Genomic DNA, 15,462 nt, shown 5'->3' with positions numbered 1-15,462 from the left:
GATCCAGCACCGCTGGATCTGATTTCATCCCCAAAGTTACCCACAGCCTGATCCATCCTGGATGGCACCAAAGATCCAGACCTGAACCGGTTATTTTATATAACCAAATATCATTTATTCTTTGGCTTTTATTCCAATAACATCAGCGCAAATCCAGTGATTACAACTAAAAATACAGAACAACAGAGAGAGGAATCCCCATGACATCATCCATCAAGCTGGTCTCCGGTGCCGCCATTCTGCTGGCAGCCCTGTCCGGTCAAGCCATCGCCCAGGAAACCATCAAGGTCGGCATGTCCGGCAAGTATTTCCCGTTCACCTTCGTCAAGCAGGACAAGCTGCAGGGCTTCGAGGTGGATATGTGGAACCAGATCGGTGAGCGCACCGGCTACAAGGTCGAGTTCGTGACCGCCAGCTTCTCCGGCCTGTTCGGCATGCTGGAAACCGGCCGCGTCGATACCATCTCCAATCAGATCACCATCACCGACGAGCGCAAGGCCAAGTACGCCTTCTCCCAGCCCTATGTCTATGACGGCGCCCAGATAGTGGTCCGCAAGGGCAACAGCACCATCCACGGCATCAAGGATCTGGAAGGCAAGAAGGTCGCGGTCAACCTCGGCTCCAACTTCGAAGAGCTGCTGCGCAAGAACGACCCGAACAAGAAGATCGATATCCGCACCTACGACTCCAGCTTCGAGCAGGATGTCGCCCTGGGTCGCATCGACGCCTTCGTGATGGACCGCGTCTCCACCGCCCAGCTGATCAAGGAATCCAAGCTGCCGCTGCAACAGGCCGGCGCACCGTTCGAGACCATCGAGAACGCCCTGCCCTTCCTGAAGACGCCGGAGAAACAGGCCGTACTGAAGAAAGTCGACGACGCCCTGACCGCCATGCGCAAGGATGGCTCCCTGCGTCAAATCTCCGAAAAATGGTTCGCTTCCGACATCACCGACAAATAAATGATGGAATTTGACCTCGAGTACACGCTAGGGCTGTTTCCCATCCTGCTCAAATACCTGGGCACCACGATGGAAATGGCTCTGTGGGGATTCGTATTGGCACTCGTACTGTCGCTGACCCTGGCGATAGTGCGGGTGTTTCGCGTCCCCGTGATCCACTGGCTGGCGATGCTCTATATCTCGTTCTTTCGAGGTACTCCCCTGCTCGTCCAGCTGTTCCTGCTCTACTACGGACTGCCGCAACTGTTCCCCGTCTTCGTGGGGATGGATGCCTTTACCGCCGCCATCGTCGGCCTGACCCTGCACTTCGCCGCCTACATGGCCGAGTCGATCCGCGCCGCCATTCTGGGCATTCACAAGAGCCAGATGGAAGCGGCGCTCAGTATCGGCATGAGCCGTTACCAGGCGATGCAGCGGATCATACTGCCGCAGGCGGCCCGCATAGCGACCCCGTCGCTGATGAACTACTTCATCGACATGATCAAGAGCACCTCGCTGGCCTTCACCCTAGGAGTGGCCGAGATCATGGGCAAGGCGCAGATGGAAGCCTCCTCCTCCTTCAAGTTCTTCGAGAGCTTCATGGCGGTGGCCCTGGTCTACTGGGTGGTGGTCATCATCTTCACCCGCTTGCAGCACCTGCTGGAAATTCACCTGAACCGAGCCTATTAAGGGAGGTCTGCGATGATCAAATTAACCGGCCTCTCCAAGGCATTTCACGGCAACAAGGTGCTCAACGGCATAGATCTGGAGGTCAGGAAGGGGGAGATAGTGGTCATCATAGGCCCCTCCGGCACCGGCAAGTCGACCCTGCTGCGCTGCCTCAACCTGCTGGAGACCCCGGATGCAGGCACCCTTGCCATCGACGACCTGCAGCTGGATCTGGCCAACGCCAGCGAGCAGCAGGCCATCGAGCTGCGCAAGCGCGCCTCCTTCGTGTTCCAGAACTATGCCCTGTTCGCCAACAAGACGGCGCTCGACAACATAGCCGAGGGGCTGATCACCGTCTGGAAGCAGCCGAAGGCGGAGGCCCGCGCCACCGCGCTGGGCATCCTCAAGGACATAGGGCTTGCCGACAAGCAGGATGCCTACCCGGCGTCCCTCTCCGGCGGCCAGCAGCAACGGGTCGGCATAGGCCGCGCCATGGCGGCTCACTCCAAGGTCATTCTGTTCGATGAGCCCACCTCGGCCCTGGATCCCGAGTGGGTCGACGAGGTACTCGGGCTGATGAAGGAACTCGCCCGCCAGCACCAGACCATGGTGGTGGTGACCCATGAGATTGAATTTGCTCGTGATGTTGCCGATCGGGTGATCTTCATGGAGGGGGGCCGGATCGTGGAACAGGGCCCGCCGGATCAGATATTGGTCGATCCCAAGGATCCCCGTACCCGGGAGTTCTTGCGAAAAGTGCTTAAATAGCTCTCTCTTTGGCGGCCTTGCCGCCTTTTTTATTGGAGGATCCTTGTTTAACCCCGGGTTGCCAGTATAATCCGGAGCCCTTGATCCTCCGGATCCTGCCAGCTTCTCCTGCTTCTTTATGAGTCAGGGCAAGATGAGAGGGAACGGCGGATTGACTAAAAGCCGAACTCTGTTTAGAATTCGGCCTCTTTTGCTAGTCGTCACACGCTATAGCTGGCGCGTCGGCTAAGTGTGACAATCAAAACTGTACAGAAATACGGAATCGAATCATGAAACGTACTTTTCAACCGTCCAACCTGAAGCGCAAGCGCTCTCACGGTTTCCGCGCCCGCATGGCAACTGCCAACGGTCGTAAAGTTCTGGCCGCTCGTCGTGCCAAGGGTCGTGCCCGTCTGGTAGTTTAATGCCAACGCCGCACACCTTCTCTCGGGAGTTACGTCTGTTAACTCCCGAACACTTCAAACGCGTTTTCGCCGAGCCTGTCCGGGCCGCTTCTCCGCAAATTACTCTTCTCGCCTGTCCCAACACCCTCGAACATCCCCGTCTTGGCCTCGCTGTGCCCAAAAAAGCACTCAAGCGTGCCGTCTGGCGTAATCGTGTCAAACGAGTGGTCCGGGAAAGTTTCCGTCTCAATCAAGCCAACCTGCCCGCTATCGACATAGTCGTGATCGCCAAGGGCGGCGTCAAAGAGATGGATAACGAGGAGCTGTTCAAGTTACTGGAAAAGCTATGGCGCACTCTGTCACGCCGTTGCAATGGGTAGCTGTCAAACTGATACGCCTGTATCAGCTAATCATTAGCCCTCTGCTCGGGCCGCGCTGCCGTTTCACGCCAACTTGTTCCCAATTTGCGATAGAAGCAATCCGACTTCACGGTTTCATAAAAGGCGTTTGGTTAGCCAGCAAACGTCTATTAAAATGCCATCCCTTATCCGAGGGTGGTTATGACCCGGTTCCGCAACCAAAGCGAAGAAACTGAAGACTATGGAATCACAACGCAATCTCATCCTGATCGGTTTGCTGTTCGTGAGCTTTCTGCTCTGGCAACAGTGGGAGTCTGACAAGGCTCCGAAGCCGGCCCCGACTACCGTGGCCCAAACCGAACATTTCGTACCTGAAGCCGGTCAGACCGGTGATATTCCTCAGGTTTCCGAGCAAGCCAACGCGAACGCCGCACGCAAGCTGATCACAGTCTCCTCCGACGTGCTCAAGCTGACCCTGGACACCCAGGGCGGTGACATCGTTTCTGCCGAGCTGCTGGCCCACAAGCTGGAAGAAGGCAAGGATCAATCCTTCGTACTGCTGACCAGTCAACCTGACCGCCTCTATGTCGCCCAGAGCGGCCTGGTGGGTCGCGATGGTCCTGACAGCCAGGCCCAGGGTCGTCCCACCTATGACGCCACCCAGACCAGCTATCAGCTGGCCGATGGTCAGGATCAAGTCGTCGTACCGATGACCTGGACCGACAGCAAGGGTGTGGTCTTCACCAAAGAGTTCGTGCTCAAGCGCGGTGACTATGCGATTGGCGTCGATTACAAGATCGACAACAAATCCGCCGAGCCGGTCCAGGTGCAGTTCTACGGTCAGCTGAAGCAGACCGTGACCACGCCCAAGGATCAGGAAGGTCACGCCATGGTAGCCAGTGCTTACCGTGGTGGCGCCTTCTCCAGCGAAGAGAGCCGTTACAAGAAGTACACCTTCGACGAGATGAAGGATGCCGACCTGAACAAGACCACCAAGGGTGGTTGGGTCGCCATGCTGCAACACTACTTCGTCTCTGCCTGGGCACCGAATGCCGACGATACCAACAGCTTCTACAGCCGCGTGATCCCTGGTAAAGACCAGGCCATCATTGGCTACAAGGCGCCGCTGGTAGACGTGGCTGCCGGCCAGCAGGCCGAAGTGACCAGCAAGCTGTGGGTGGGTCCCAAGCTGCAAGACCAGATGGCCAAGGTGGCAAACCACCTCGACCTGACCGTCGACTACGGCTGGCTCTGGTTCATCGCCCAACCGCTGCACTGGTTGCTGACCGTGTTCCACGGTTTCGTCCAGAACTGGGGTCTGGCCATCATAATGCTGACCCTGCTGGTGCGCGGCATCATGTTCCCGCTGACCAAGGCCCAGTACACCTCCATGGCCAAGATGCGCATGCTGCAGCCCAAGCTGGCCGCACTGCGTGAGCGCTTCGGCGACGATCGCCAGAAGATGTCTCAGGGCATGATGGAGCTGTACAAGAAGGAGAAGGTCAACCCGCTGGGTGGCTGTCTGCCTATTCTGGTGCAGATGCCGATCTTCATCGCCCTGTACTGGGCCCTGATGGAATCCGTTGAGCTGCGTCACGCGCCGTTCACCCTGTGGATCACCGACCTGTCGGTGAAGGACCCCTTCTTCGTGCTGCCAATCCTCATGGGTGCTTCCATGTGGTATCTGCAGAAGATGAGCCCGACCACGGTGACAGACCCGATGCAGCAGAAGGTGATGCAGTTCATGCCGATCATCTTCACCTTCATGTTCCTCTGGTTCCCGGCTGGCCTGACGCTGTACTGGTTGGTGAGCAACGTCATCTCCATTACCCAGCAGACCATCATCTATCGTCAGCTGGAGAAGAAAGGCCTGCACACCCGCAGCTAATCTTCCCCCCTGATGACAAAAGAGGCGGCCTTGGGGCCGCCTTTTTTATTACAATGTCCCCCAATTACCGAGCAAATGAGCCAAGCAAGATGACAACAAATACGATCGTGGCCCAGGCCACCGCGCCCGGCCGTGGCGGCGTTGGCATAGTCCGGGTCTCAGGCCCCGCCGCCGAACAGGTCGCCGAGATAGTGCTCGGCAAGCGCCCCCGGGTGCGCTACGCCGAATATCTGCCGTTCAAGGATGAGCAAGGCCAACCGCTGGATCAGGGCATAGCCCTGCTGTTCAAGGCCCCCAACAGCTTCACCGGCGAAGATGTGCTGGAGCTGCAGGGTCACGGCGGTCCCGTCATCATGGACATGCTGGTGCGCCGTATTCTGCAGATAAAGGGACTGCGCCCTGCCCGTCCCGGCGAGTTCAGCGAGCGCGCCTTCATGAACGACAAACTGGATCTGGCCCAGGCTGAGGCCATCGCCGATCTGATTGAAGCATCCAGCGAGCAGGCCGCCCGCAGCGCCATGCACTCTCTGCAGGGGCAGTTCTCCAGCAAAATCCAGCAACTGGTGGAGAGCCTGATCCGGCTGCGCATCTATGTGGAAGCCGCCATCGACTTCCCGGACGAGGAGATCGACTTTCTCTCCGACGGCAAGGTGGCAGGCGATCTCTACGCCATCATGGCTGAGCTGGACGGCGTGCGCAGCGAAGCCAAACAGGGTGCCCTGCTGCGGGAAGGGATGAAGGTGGTGATCGCCGGTCGTCCCAATGCCGGCAAGTCGAGCCTGCTCAACGCCCTGGCCGGGCGCGAGTCTGCCATCGTCACCGAGATAGCCGGCACCACCCGCGACGTGCTGCGCGAGCACATCCACCTGGATGGTATGCCGCTGCACATCATAGATACCGCCGGTCTGCGCGATACCCAGGATCAGGTGGAAAAGATCGGCATAGAGCGCGCCTGGGCCGAGATAGAACAGGCCGACCGTGTGCTCTTCATGGTGGATGGCACAACGACCGAGGCCATCGACCCGCGGGAGATCTGGCCGGAATTTGTTGATCGGTTGCCAAAAAACATCGGCCTCACGGTCGTGCGCAACAAGGCCGACCTGACCGGCGAAGATCTGGCGCCCAGCCAGGAGCTGGGCCACGCCGTCTACCGCATCTCAGCCAAGACAGAGCTGGGGCTGCCCGCCCTGCGCGAGCACCTGAAAGCCTGCATGGGCTTCCAGGGCAACACAGAAGGGGGCTTTATGGCCCGCCGCCGCCACCTGGATGCGCTGGAGCGCGCCGCCGAGCGGTTGCTGGTGGCCAGGGATCAGCTGGAAATCTATGTCGCCGGTGAACTGGTGGCCGAAGAGCTGCGCCTGGCGCAGGAGTCCCTCTCCGAAATCACCGGCGAGTTCAGCTCCGACGATCTGCTGGGCCGCATCTTCTCCAGCTTCTGCATCGGTAAATAAACCGGTACGACAGACAATGAAAAGCCCGGGTTCATCCCGGGCTTTTTTGTGCATTTTTTATCCTTCAACCTAGAGCCGGCGCAGGCACCACATGAAGTAAGCGCCCCCTAACAGGGTGGAGACCAGCCCGACCGGCACGTCCTGCGGGAACAGGATCTGCTGGCCGATCCAGTCCGCCGACACCATCAGCAGGGCGCCGGACGCGGCGGCACCGAGCAGATGCCAGCGCGCCCGTACCAGCCCCATCAGCTTGGCCATGTGCGGGGCCAGCAGACCAACGAAGGAGAGCGGCCCCACCACCAGGGTGGCGCTGGCGGTGAGCACGGCCACCAGCAGCAGTATGGCGAGCTGGGCGCGGTTGAGGCGAATACCCAATGCGGTCGCCAATGCTGGTCCCATGGGCAACAGATCGAGCCAGCGGCTGATGAGCAGGCAGGCTGCCAGCATCAATACCGCCAGTGCCACCAGCCCATAGGCCACCGGCAGGGTGACGTAATAGGTAGAGCCGGACATCCAGGAGAGCAGCTGCTGCACCCGCATATCGCCGTTGGCCAGCGCTATGGCCTGCAGCGGCTCGAACAGCGCCGTGATGGCGATGCCGGACAGCAGGATCCGCTCCGGCTGGAAGCCGTGCTTGCGGTTGACCAGCACCAGCAGCAAGAGACAAGCGAAGGCGCCGAGCAGGCCACCCAACAGCATAATGGGCAGCGGCAAAGCCGGCAGCAGCAAGGCCGTCGCTATCACCCCCATAAAGGTACCGCCGCTCACCCCCAGCAGCTCAGGGCTCGCCATGGGGTTGTTGCTGACCCGCTGCAGCAGGGTACCCGCCAGCGCCAGCAAGACGCCGGCGGCGCCGGCAGCCAGGGTGCGCGGCAGCCGCCACTCCAGTTGGGCCTGCCACCTGAGCCAGCTCGGCCAGCTCCAGCCAGCCATCCCCTGCCCGACCAGCAGGGAGCCTATGATGGCGAGCCCCAGGCCGAGCAGCAGCAAGGTGAGCAGCCGAGTCGGGGCCGGATGCCGTGCGACCGACAGGCCGCTTGCCCCCTTAGGCGAGCCGGACTTCAGGGCCAGCCGCGGGATCAGCCAGAGCAGCAGCGGCGCCCCCAGCAAGGCCGTCATGGCACCGGTCGGGATCAGCACGGGCCAGACGTTGCTCAGGGTCTGCAGCAGCAGATCGGTGGCCGTCAGCAGCAGAGCCCCCAGGATTGGCCCCCACAACAACCGTTGGCCGAGTTGACGGATCCCCAGCAGCCGCACCATAGCCGGCGCCGCCAGCCCGATGAAACCGATCAGCCCCACCACGCTCACCACGCAGGCGGTGACGAACACCGCCAGCCCGAGTCCGGCCAGTCGCAGCTGCAGCAAGGAGACGCCCAGGCTGCGGGCGCTGGCATCGTCCAGCTCCAGCACCGCCAGCGGGCGCACCAGCACAGCCGCCAGCCCCCCCGCCACCAGCAGCCGTGGCAGCAGGTAGCTCACTCCGCTCCAGCTGTTCTGGGCCAGGGAGCCACTGCCCCACACCAGCAGTCCCTTCAGCTCCTCCTGAAAGAACAGCAGCAGCCCTATACTGATGGCCGCCAGATAGAGGTTGATCACCAGACCCGCGAAGACGATGACTACCGGATTTAGCTGACGGCGCCAGGCCAGGGCGAACACCAGCGCCATGGCGAGGCTGCCACCGGCCATGGCGATCCACTCCCGCCCCAGCAGCAGCCAGGAGGGGGCAAACAGGGTCACCATCATCAGCGCCAGCTGGGCGCCGGAGGCCACCCCCAAGGTGGTCGGCGAGGCGAGCGGGTTGCGCAGCACCTGCTGCATCAGGGTACCGGCCAGACCGAGGGCGGCTCCGGCCAGCAGGGTCACCGTCAGCCGGGGCAACCAGCTGAAGTGCACCACGGCCTGGCGGACATCATCCAGATTCGGCGAGAAGAGGGTCTGCCACCAGAGCGCGCCCGGCACCTGGCGGGCCAGACCCCAGCCAGCCAGCGAAAGTGTCAGCCCCAGCAGGATCAAGGCAGGCCGCAACAGCGGGGATGGGAATATGTGTTTCATTGGCTATCTCCCCTGACATCCTGCTGCAATGCCTCGTTGAGCAGGCTGGCAAAGCGGCGGGCGGCGAGTACGCCACCGAAGCTCCAGACTGCGGGCAGATGCAGCACAGGTGCCTGCTGCACCAGCGGCAGATGCTGCCACAGGCCGGGCTCCTGCAGCCGCTCGCTCACCCCGACGGGGATGGGATCCACCACCACCAGCCGCGCGGCTGGCAGCGCCATGAACTGCTCTATGCTGGCCACCGAGAAACCCCAGGCATTGGTCTCCCCCTGCCAGGCGTTGCGCAGGCCGAGTCGCTGCATCACGGCCTCGAACAGGCTGTGGCGGCCGAACACCCGCACGTGGCGCTCATCGATGAACTGCACCACCAGCAGGGGCGGCAGATCCGCTGGCAACTCGGCCCGCATCTGCGCCAGATCCCGATCCAGCCCGGCCAGCAGCCTCTCGGCCTCGGCCGTTTTGTTCACCAGCGCCGCTATGGTCAGGGTCGCCTCATGGAGCCGCTGCCACAGATCGGTTTGCGGATCATAGAGGGCGATGGACTGCACGGGTGCGATGCGGGAGAGAGTCGGCGCCAGCGGGGCCGCCAACGGCGAGATGAGGATGCGATCGGGTTTCAACTCGGCCAGCAGCTCGCGGTTGGGCTGAGCCCGCAGGCCTATATCCACCACGGCGGCCGGCAGCAACGGCTCGCCGACCCAGGCGCGGTAGGAGCTGACATCCCCCACCGCTAGCGGGGTCACCCCCAGCGCCAGCAGGGTTTCGGCTATGGTCCAGTCGACTGTGGCAATGCGGGGTACCGGCGCGGAGGCGGTCGGAGACATATCGGCCTGCGCCACAAACGGCAGAAACAGGCTAATAAGGCAGGGCGCCATCTTCTTCAATAAACGGTTCAAGAGAGGCCCTCGGTCAGACAATGGCGATGGCGTGGTCATGAGCCGGGTGACGCATGACCTCCATCGGGAGGCCATGGTACATGGAGTGCAGAGTCTCGCCAGTCTGCGGTGATATGGGTACAAATAAACTCATCGGGATAACAAGCCTTATCTAAACGATGGCGATGGCGTGGTCATGGGCCGGGTGACGAATGACCTCCATCGGGATGCCATAGATGGCGTGCAGGGTCTCGCTGGTCATGATCCGCTCTGGCTTGCCATGGGTGAGCAGGCGGCCCGAGTGCAGCGCCACCAGCCGGTCGCAGAAGCGGGAGGCCATGTTGATGTCGTGAATGACTATGATGACCCCGAGGTTGAGCTGCCGGCTCAACTGCTTGACGAGCGTGAGCACCTCCACCTGATGGGCCACGTCCAGCGCGGCCAGCGGCTCGTCCAGCAGGATGAAGCGGCTCTCCTGCGCCAGCAGCATGGCCAGCCAGACCCGTCCTCGCTCGCCGCCGGAGAGAGTATCCACCAGCCGGTCGGCGAAGCCTTCGGTATGAGTGAGGGCGATGGCCCGCTCGACCTGACGCTGATCCTTCTCCCCCATTCGGCCCAGCAGACCGCGCCAGGGATAGCGACCCATCTCCACCAGCTCGCGCCCGAGCAGGTTCTCGGCGCTCGGCAGATGCTGGGGCAGATAGGCCACCTGGCGGGCGAAGTCCCGGTTGCCCCACGCCTGCAGCGGCTTGTCATCGAACAGGATCTCGCCGTCACTCAGGGGCTGCTGGCGCGCCAGCAGCTTGAGCAGGGTGGATTTGCCCGAGCCGTTGTGGCCAATGAGGCCATAGACCCGGCCCTGCTCGAAACGCAGGTCCGTTGGGTGCAACAGCTGGCGGTCGTTTACCGCGAAGCTGGCGGCTTTCATCTCAAACATAAGCAATTCCTGTGCTGGCCTGATGCCAGTCTCATCGGTGCCGGCATCAAGCCGGCACCTCGCAATCCAGATGGGCTACGGCATCCCGGCTGACCTGCTCGCGTCGTTCGCCGGTCAGCTCGGTGAGCTGACCCTGGCGCATCTCCAGCAGGCGATCGGCCAGCGCGAAGTAGTGATCGTCGTGACTGATGGCGATCACCGTCTTGCCCATCGCCTTGAGGCGCGGCAGCAGCAGCTGATAGAAGATACGGCGGAACTGGGGATCCTGATCCGCGGCCCATTCGTCAAACAGCATCACCTCCCGCTGCTCGGCCAGCGCCAGCAGCAGGGCGACCCGCTTGCGCTGCCCCTGGGAAAGGTCGATATCGGCGATGAAGCCATCCTCGATGGCGAGCTTGCTGCCCATCTGCAACCGATCCAGCCACTCGGCCACCAGCTCGGCCTTGGGCTCGGGCCCCAGCAGATGCTGGAACAGGTGGTAGTCGGTGAAGATGGCGGAGAAGAGCGCCAGATAGGCGTTGCGATCCGTGACGGGCTCGCCATCCAGCAGGATCCGGCCAGACACAGGCTGATAGAGGCCGGTCAGCAGCATGGCCAGGGTCGACTTGCCGGAGCCGTTGCCGCCAATGATGAAGACTTGCTCCCCCCGCTCGATCACCAGATTGATGGGGCCCACGGCGAAGCCGCCCTCCCCCTGATAGTGAAAGCTCACCTGCTCCAGCTCGATGCGTTGCCAGGCACGGGGCGCGGGCGGCAGCGGGAAGTCAGGATCCGGCTCGGCCAGCGCCAGTGCGGCAATCTTGTCGAATGCCACCTGGGCGGAGAGCAGGGTCGGCAGGGCGCCAATCCCCTGCAACAAGGGCGTGCGCAGGAACAGAAGAGTCAGCGCGAAGGTGGCGGCCACATTGGTGTTGGCCCAGCCCAGCCCGTTGGCCAGGAAGAAGACCAGGCCGATGGCCCCCAGCATCATGATATTCGACCAGTTCACCGCGCTCAGGTGATAGGTGTCGGCGCGGATGATCTGCTGGCGATAGTCACGGGCGTTCTGCTCATAGAGCTGGTGGTAGACGAAGTGAGCCCGCTCGCGGTTGAGCGCCAGCTCCTTGCTGCCCGCTATGATGGCCTGATAGTTCTGGTAGAGCCTGTCCTCGGCCTGACGCATGTGGGACAGGTGGTGATAGACGCGGTTCACCAGCAGCCAGCCTACCACCATGGTGACAGTGACCCAGAGCGCGGTGACGCCGAGCAGGGCCGGCGAGAGCCAGCCGAGATAGAGGGCCGAGCCCAGGGTGAGCACCAGCCCCTGTACCAGCTCGGGCAGGCGCACGAAGGCTATGGTGATCTGGCCTATGTCGCTGGAGAGGGAAGCCAGCAGCGGCCCCTGGCCAAGCTGGCGAATGCGGGCGACATCGGTATCCAGCAGTTGCTTGAGCAGACGGCCCCGCAACCGGTAGACAAAATGATGACCGAGTGTGGTCAAGGCCAATTGAGAGCCGAGTGTGATCACCAGCAGCAACAGGATCAAGCCAAGCAGTTGGCCAAGTACCGGCAGCGGATCGCCGACGGATTCGACAAGAGAGTGATTGATAAAGGCAATGACGCCGATCCCGCTCACTGCGCTGAGCAGGCTGAGCAGGGTAATGGCGATGAAGGGCCAACGATATTGGCGGTAAACCAGAGACAAGAGTTCCATAACGGACCGGTATTCCAGAGAGATCAGAGCAACTGCAGGTGAAAAGAAGGGCGGGAACCCGGTTCCCGCCCTTCTTCGATTACCAGCGGTAGTTGATGCTGCCCACTACGCTGCGCGGCTCGCCGTAGTAGCAGTAGTAGTCACAGCTCGCCACATAGGTATCACCCAGCAGGTTGTTGACGTTGAGCTGGGCTCGCCAGTTCTTGGCAAAGTCATACCCGATCATCGCATCCCACACGGTATGGGCCGGCACCTGAGCCGAACCATAGATGGGGGTGTAGTCCGCATTCACGGCACCTATGCCGACACTGGAGCCGACATAACGCACGCCGGATCCCAGTTCCAGACCGGAAACCGGGCCCTGCTGTACCTTGTAGTTGCCCCAGAAGGAGGCCTGGTGGCGCGGGATCAGGCTGGCACGGCGATCGCCCTTGCCGGTGTCGTTGGTCTTGGCATCGGTATAGGTGTAAGCGGCGGTCAGACGCAGTGCCTCGGTGGCCTGCACGCTCCCTTCCAGCTCGACGCCCCGGGAGGTCACTTCGCCGGCCTGGGTCTGCTGGCCTGAACCGGTGGAGACCAGCGAGTTGGTCTGCTCCAGATCGAACAGCGCCAGGTTGATGTAGCCGTCGAGGAAGCTCGGCGCGTACTTGACGCCTGTCTCATACAGGGTGCCCTTGAGCGGCTTGTAGGACTCGCTGGTGTTGGGGTCGATCCCGGGCAACACCTCGAACGACTCGGCGTAGGCAATATAAGGAGAAAGACCGTTGTCGGCCAGGTACATCAGGCTGCCGGAGAGGGAGATCTCGTGATCATACTGCTTCTCGTTCTTGCCCTTGGCTTCACTGATGTTGTGGGTCTCCACGTAGTCGAAGCGACCGCCGCCAGTCAGCAACCAGCGATCGTCCCAGCGGACCTGGTGCTGGGCGTAGAGGCCGCTCTGGCCCTTGGTGCTCTTCTGGTGGGTGGCGGTGGATTCGTCAAAACCGGGGAAGCCGCTGTAATCCGGGTTCATGGTGTTGATGGAGCCCATGCCGTAGTTGTCGGCTTCCTGGCCTTCATTGACCTGACGCTGCAGATCCACCCCCAGCAGCAGGGTCTGTTCCGTGCTGTCGGTGTTCCAGTAACCCACCATCTGGTTGTCCATGGTGGCACTCTTGGTGTTGCCATCCCGGTAGACCAGACCGCGGAAGGCGGTGGTGCCTTCATAGGTCGGAAAGATATAGGTCTGACGCAGCAGCAGATCGTTGTAGTTGAAGCGGACGTTCTGCTTGAACTCCCAGGTCTGGTTGAGCTGGTGGGCCAGCTCGTAACCGGTGGAGATCTGGGTGTTGCGGTTGCGATCGTAATCCGGCTGGCTCAGGTTGGTGGAGGGATCGATCTGGCCGCCGCTGGTATTGAGCGTGCCGTAGACGGGGAAGAAGCCGTTGGTCGGCACCCCTTCGTCGTGCAGCAAGCTGGCCAGCAGGGTCAGGCTGGTGCGATCCGAGAGATCAAAGGTCACGCTCGGCGCCAGATAGACGCGATCGTTGTAAGTGCCATCCAGCACGCCATCACGCTCTTTATAGAGGGCAACCATGCGATAGCGGCTGTTGTCGGTCAGCGCATCGGAGACATCCACCCCGATCTGCCGATGATCCCGGCTGCCCAGTTGCAGATCCAGCAGCCCCTGCGGGGTGGCGGTCGGCCGCTTGCTGATGGCATTTATCACGCCGCCGGGAGGCGCCTCGCCGTAGAGGATCGAGGCCGGCCCTTTCAGCACTTCCACGCTCTCCAGGCCGAACGGCTCGGGTGTCCAGACATAGTAACCTGTGCCGAACAGGCGGTTGCCGTCCAGATAGGAGGCGGCATCGAAGCCACGCACCTTGAACCAGTCGGTATTGTTGTCGGAGCCATAGAGGCCGCTGAGCACGCCGGAGCGATAGCGCAGGGACTCGTCAAGCTGCTGCACGGCGTGCTGATCCAGATCCTCGCGGTTGACCACGGAGACGGCGCGAGGCGTCTCGGCCATGGGCACTTCCACCTTCATGGCGGTGCCGGTGACCACCATGGTCTCGCTGGCCTTGGGCAGCTCTTTCGGTTGTTCAGCCAGCACTGGCAGGCTTGCCAGCAGGCAGGAGAGCGGCAGCAGATGCTGGGCCCCTCTCTTTCGCATCGCTGCGATTGGGGTGTTTTTTTGCGCAATCATATAAGTGTCTCAAATATCAATGAGTTGTTTCTGGTTTCTTATTATTGGTGCCCGGTCATGCCGGTCGGCCCGGTTCCTCAGGCGAATAAAGCAGCGTCATGCTACTACAGGAGCCATGATCGAATCGATTCAATAATTGCTAATCATTTGCATCTGCATTGTTACTTAACGTATCAAGCAGGCGACTTTCGGGCAGAAGAGGAAGGGAGCAGACGGAGGCATCTCTGCTAAAAAGATCGGAGGAAAGAAGAAAGCGAGGGATCCTGCTTTATATAAGGAAAGAAAAGAGGATCCATTATCCCCAAGCTTTATCCATATTTATCCACACCCTTTGACGGTAGAATCCGGGTTCCGCATTTTTCAGGATCCATTCCATGGCCAAACTCAATCTCGTCGTCGGCTCCATGCTGGGCGCCGCCGAATATGTCGCAGACCACGTCGCCAACCTGCTGGAACAGGCAGGCCATCAGGCCGAGATCCACAATCCGGCCACGCTGGCCGGGGTGCTGGCCGAGCCTGACGCCATCCTGCTGGTGGTCACGTCCACCCACGGCGCTGGCGACGTGCCCGACAACCTGCAACCCTTCGCCAAGGATCTTGCCGAGCAGCATCCGGATCTTAATGCCTTGAAATATGGCGTGATCGCCCTCGGCGACAGCAGTTATGACACCTTTTGCCAGGGTGGCAAGACGCTGGATCGGCTGCTGGCCGAGTGCGGCGCCAGCCGGATCGGAGATCGTCTCGACATCGACGTGACCCAACACGAGATCCCGGAAGATGCAGCAGAAGCCTGGATCCAGGGCTGGATGCCATTGATCGCCTGATCAGGGCCTGGGAGATCCGGCAGAAAAGCCTTGATCTCCCCGTTTATCCCCAGATCGCTATCCACCAGGTTATTAACAGATTGATCCTGACGACTTGTTCTACATGGTTACCCACAACGACCGGGGGTAATGTGTATAACTACCGTATAAAGCTCTGCAAAACCTATAGTTATCCATGTATGAGATCCAGCCCGCCAGCCGCCTGTGTATAAAAGCACTGGTTATCCCCCTGTTCACGGGGCCAGGATCCAAGCTTTTCCACAAGCTGAGATCGCCTTTAACCAGATGATCTTTATGATCAAAAAGCGCTTATCAACAGAAATGGTGGATCCTAATAAAAGATCCAATAAAAGATCGATCTAAAGATCCTTAAGATCTATTAAGTGGATCCTCCCTCCATACTGACCGTTAAGTAGACGTTCCCCTCAGGACGCGAAACA

The 15,462-nt window shown here is 60.9% G+C and carries 14 protein-coding genes; 9 read left to right on the top strand and 5 right to left on the bottom strand.

Annotation, left to right across the window (positions count from 1 at the left end; all coding sequences use genetic code 11):
* Positions 1-200 precede the first annotated feature (200 nt).
* The 8 genes from BN1118_RS17840 (at position 201) to mnmE (ending at position 6,456) form a co-directional block, all read left to right on the top strand.
* On the top strand, positions 201-959 hold the full coding sequence (locus tag BN1118_RS17840; protein WP_043557335.1) for an amino acid ABC transporter substrate-binding protein: 759 nt from the start codon (positions 201-203) through the stop codon (positions 957-959).
* Positions 960-1,628 carry an amino acid ABC transporter permease gene (locus BN1118_RS17835; RefSeq protein ID WP_122974194.1) on the top strand — a complete coding sequence of 223 codons (669 nt, stop codon included), beginning with the start codon at positions 960-962 and terminating at the stop codon, positions 1,626-1,628.
* A 12-nt stretch (positions 1,629-1,640) separates the two neighbouring features.
* Positions 1,641-2,375, top strand: a complete 735-nt coding sequence (locus BN1118_RS17830; RefSeq protein ID WP_043557334.1) for an amino acid ABC transporter ATP-binding protein — start codon at positions 1,641-1,643, stop codon at positions 2,373-2,375.
* A 269-nt stretch (positions 2,376-2,644) separates the two neighbouring features.
* Positions 2,645-2,779 (top strand): 50S ribosomal protein L34, encoded by a 135-nt coding sequence (gene rpmH, locus BN1118_RS21380; protein ID WP_005307156.1) that lies wholly within the window; start codon positions 2,645-2,647, stop codon positions 2,777-2,779.
* Entirely contained in the window at positions 2,779-3,138 is a 360-nt protein-coding gene (gene rnpA / locus BN1118_RS21375; protein WP_042037151.1) for a ribonuclease P protein component, read from the top strand. The genes rpmH and rnpA overlap by 1 nt, the downstream gene beginning before the upstream one ends.
* Complete coding sequence (gene yidD / locus BN1118_RS21370; RefSeq protein WP_010635605.1) at positions 3,105-3,353, top strand: membrane protein insertion efficiency factor YidD; 249 nt, start codon at positions 3,105-3,107, stop codon at positions 3,351-3,353. The genes rnpA and yidD overlap by 34 nt, the downstream gene beginning before the upstream one ends.
* Positions 3,354-3,358: 5 nt before the next feature.
* Positions 3,359-5,005 (top strand): membrane protein insertase YidC, encoded by a 1,647-nt coding sequence (gene yidC, locus BN1118_RS17820; protein WP_043557329.1) that lies wholly within the window; start codon positions 3,359-3,361, stop codon positions 5,003-5,005.
* An 89-nt stretch (positions 5,006-5,094) separates the two neighbouring features.
* The gene (mnmE, locus tag BN1118_RS17815) at positions 5,095-6,456 is read left to right on the top strand and encodes a tRNA uridine-5-carboxymethylaminomethyl(34) synthesis GTPase MnmE (RefSeq protein WP_043557328.1); all 1,362 of its coding nucleotides are present in this window, start codon (positions 5,095-5,097) and stop codon (positions 6,454-6,456) included.
* Positions 6,457-6,525: 69 nt separating this feature from the next.
* On the opposite strand, the gene fhuB is transcribed toward mnmE, so the two are convergent.
* The 5 genes from fhuB to BN1118_RS17790 form a co-directional block, all read right to left on the bottom strand.
* On the bottom strand, positions 6,526-8,508 hold the full coding sequence (gene fhuB / locus BN1118_RS17810) for a Fe(3+)-hydroxamate ABC transporter permease FhuB (protein WP_043557327.1): 1,983 nt from the start codon (positions 8,506-8,508) through the stop codon (positions 6,526-6,528).
* A complete protein-coding gene (locus tag BN1118_RS17805) occupies positions 8,505-9,332 on the bottom strand; it encodes an ABC transporter substrate-binding protein (protein ID WP_244463643.1) in 828 nt (275 codons plus the stop codon). The genes fhuB and BN1118_RS17805 overlap by 4 nt, the downstream gene beginning before the upstream one ends.
* A 223-nt stretch (positions 9,333-9,555) precedes the next feature.
* A complete protein-coding gene (locus BN1118_RS17800; protein WP_043557326.1) occupies positions 9,556-10,320 on the bottom strand; it encodes an ATP-binding cassette domain-containing protein in 765 nt (254 codons plus the stop codon).
* Between the two features lie 46 nt (positions 10,321-10,366).
* Positions 10,367-12,013: a multidrug ABC transporter permease/ATP-binding protein gene (locus BN1118_RS17795; protein ID WP_043557325.1), complete on the bottom strand. Its 1,647-nt coding sequence runs from the start codon at positions 12,011-12,013 to the stop codon at positions 10,367-10,369.
* A 79-nt stretch (positions 12,014-12,092) separates the two neighbouring features.
* On the bottom strand, positions 12,093-14,198 hold the full coding sequence (locus tag BN1118_RS17790) for a TonB-dependent siderophore receptor (RefSeq protein ID WP_043557324.1): 2,106 nt from the start codon (positions 14,196-14,198) through the stop codon (positions 12,093-12,095).
* A 374-nt stretch (positions 14,199-14,572) separates the two neighbouring features.
* Here BN1118_RS17790 and mioC point away from each other — a divergent pair, with 374 nt between their 5' ends.
* Positions 14,573-15,022, top strand: a complete 450-nt coding sequence (mioC, locus tag BN1118_RS17785) for an FMN-binding protein MioC (protein ID WP_043557323.1) — start codon at positions 14,573-14,575, stop codon at positions 15,020-15,022.
* The last annotated feature ends 440 nt before the right edge of the window (positions 15,023-15,462 follow it).

It is taken from the genome of Aeromonas bestiarum, from assembly GCF_000819745.1.
Classification (GTDB): domain Bacteria; phylum Pseudomonadota; class Gammaproteobacteria; order Enterobacterales; family Aeromonadaceae; genus Aeromonas; species Aeromonas bestiarum.
The sequence above is the reverse complement of the archived record's forward strand: the minus strand, read 5'-3'. Positions and strand labels throughout refer to the sequence as shown.

Coding starts and splice junctions, on each gene's coding strand:
- rnpA (WP_042037151.1), top strand. CDS start 2,779: ATGCCAACGCCGCACACCTTCTCTCGGGAGTTACGTCTGTTAACTCCC.
- BN1118_RS17840 (WP_043557335.1), top strand. CDS start 201: ATGACATCATCCATCAAGCTGGTCTCCGGTGCCGCCATTCTGCTGGCA.
- BN1118_RS17835 (WP_122974194.1), top strand. CDS start 960: ATGATGGAATTTGACCTCGAGTACACGCTAGGGCTGTTTCCCATCCTG.
- yidC (WP_043557329.1), top strand. CDS start 3,359: ATGGAATCACAACGCAATCTCATCCTGATCGGTTTGCTGTTCGTGAGC.
- BN1118_RS17830 (WP_043557334.1), top strand. CDS start 1,641: ATGATCAAATTAACCGGCCTCTCCAAGGCATTTCACGGCAACAAGGTG.
- mioC (WP_043557323.1), top strand. CDS start 14,573: ATGGCCAAACTCAATCTCGTCGTCGGCTCCATGCTGGGCGCCGCCGAA.
- BN1118_RS17805 (WP_244463643.1), bottom strand. CDS start 9,332: ATGTCTCCGACCGCCTCCGCGCCGGTACCCCGCATTGCCACAGTCGAC.
- fhuB (WP_043557327.1), bottom strand. CDS start 8,508: ATGAAACACATATTCCCATCCCCGCTGTTGCGGCCTGCCTTGATCCTG.
- rpmH (WP_005307156.1), top strand. CDS start 2,645: ATGAAACGTACTTTTCAACCGTCCAACCTGAAGCGCAAGCGCTCTCAC.
- mnmE (WP_043557328.1), top strand. CDS start 5,095: ATGACAACAAATACGATCGTGGCCCAGGCCACCGCGCCCGGCCGTGGC.
- BN1118_RS17795 (WP_043557325.1), bottom strand. CDS start 12,013: ATGGAACTCTTGTCTCTGGTTTACCGCCAATATCGTTGGCCCTTCATC.
- yidD (WP_010635605.1), top strand. CDS start 3,105: ATGGCGCACTCTGTCACGCCGTTGCAATGGGTAGCTGTCAAACTGATA.
- BN1118_RS17800 (WP_043557326.1), bottom strand. CDS start 10,320: ATGTTTGAGATGAAAGCCGCCAGCTTCGCGGTAAACGACCGCCAGCTG.
- BN1118_RS17790 (WP_043557324.1), bottom strand. CDS start 14,198: ATGATTGCGCAAAAAAACACCCCAATCGCAGCGATGCGAAAGAGAGGG.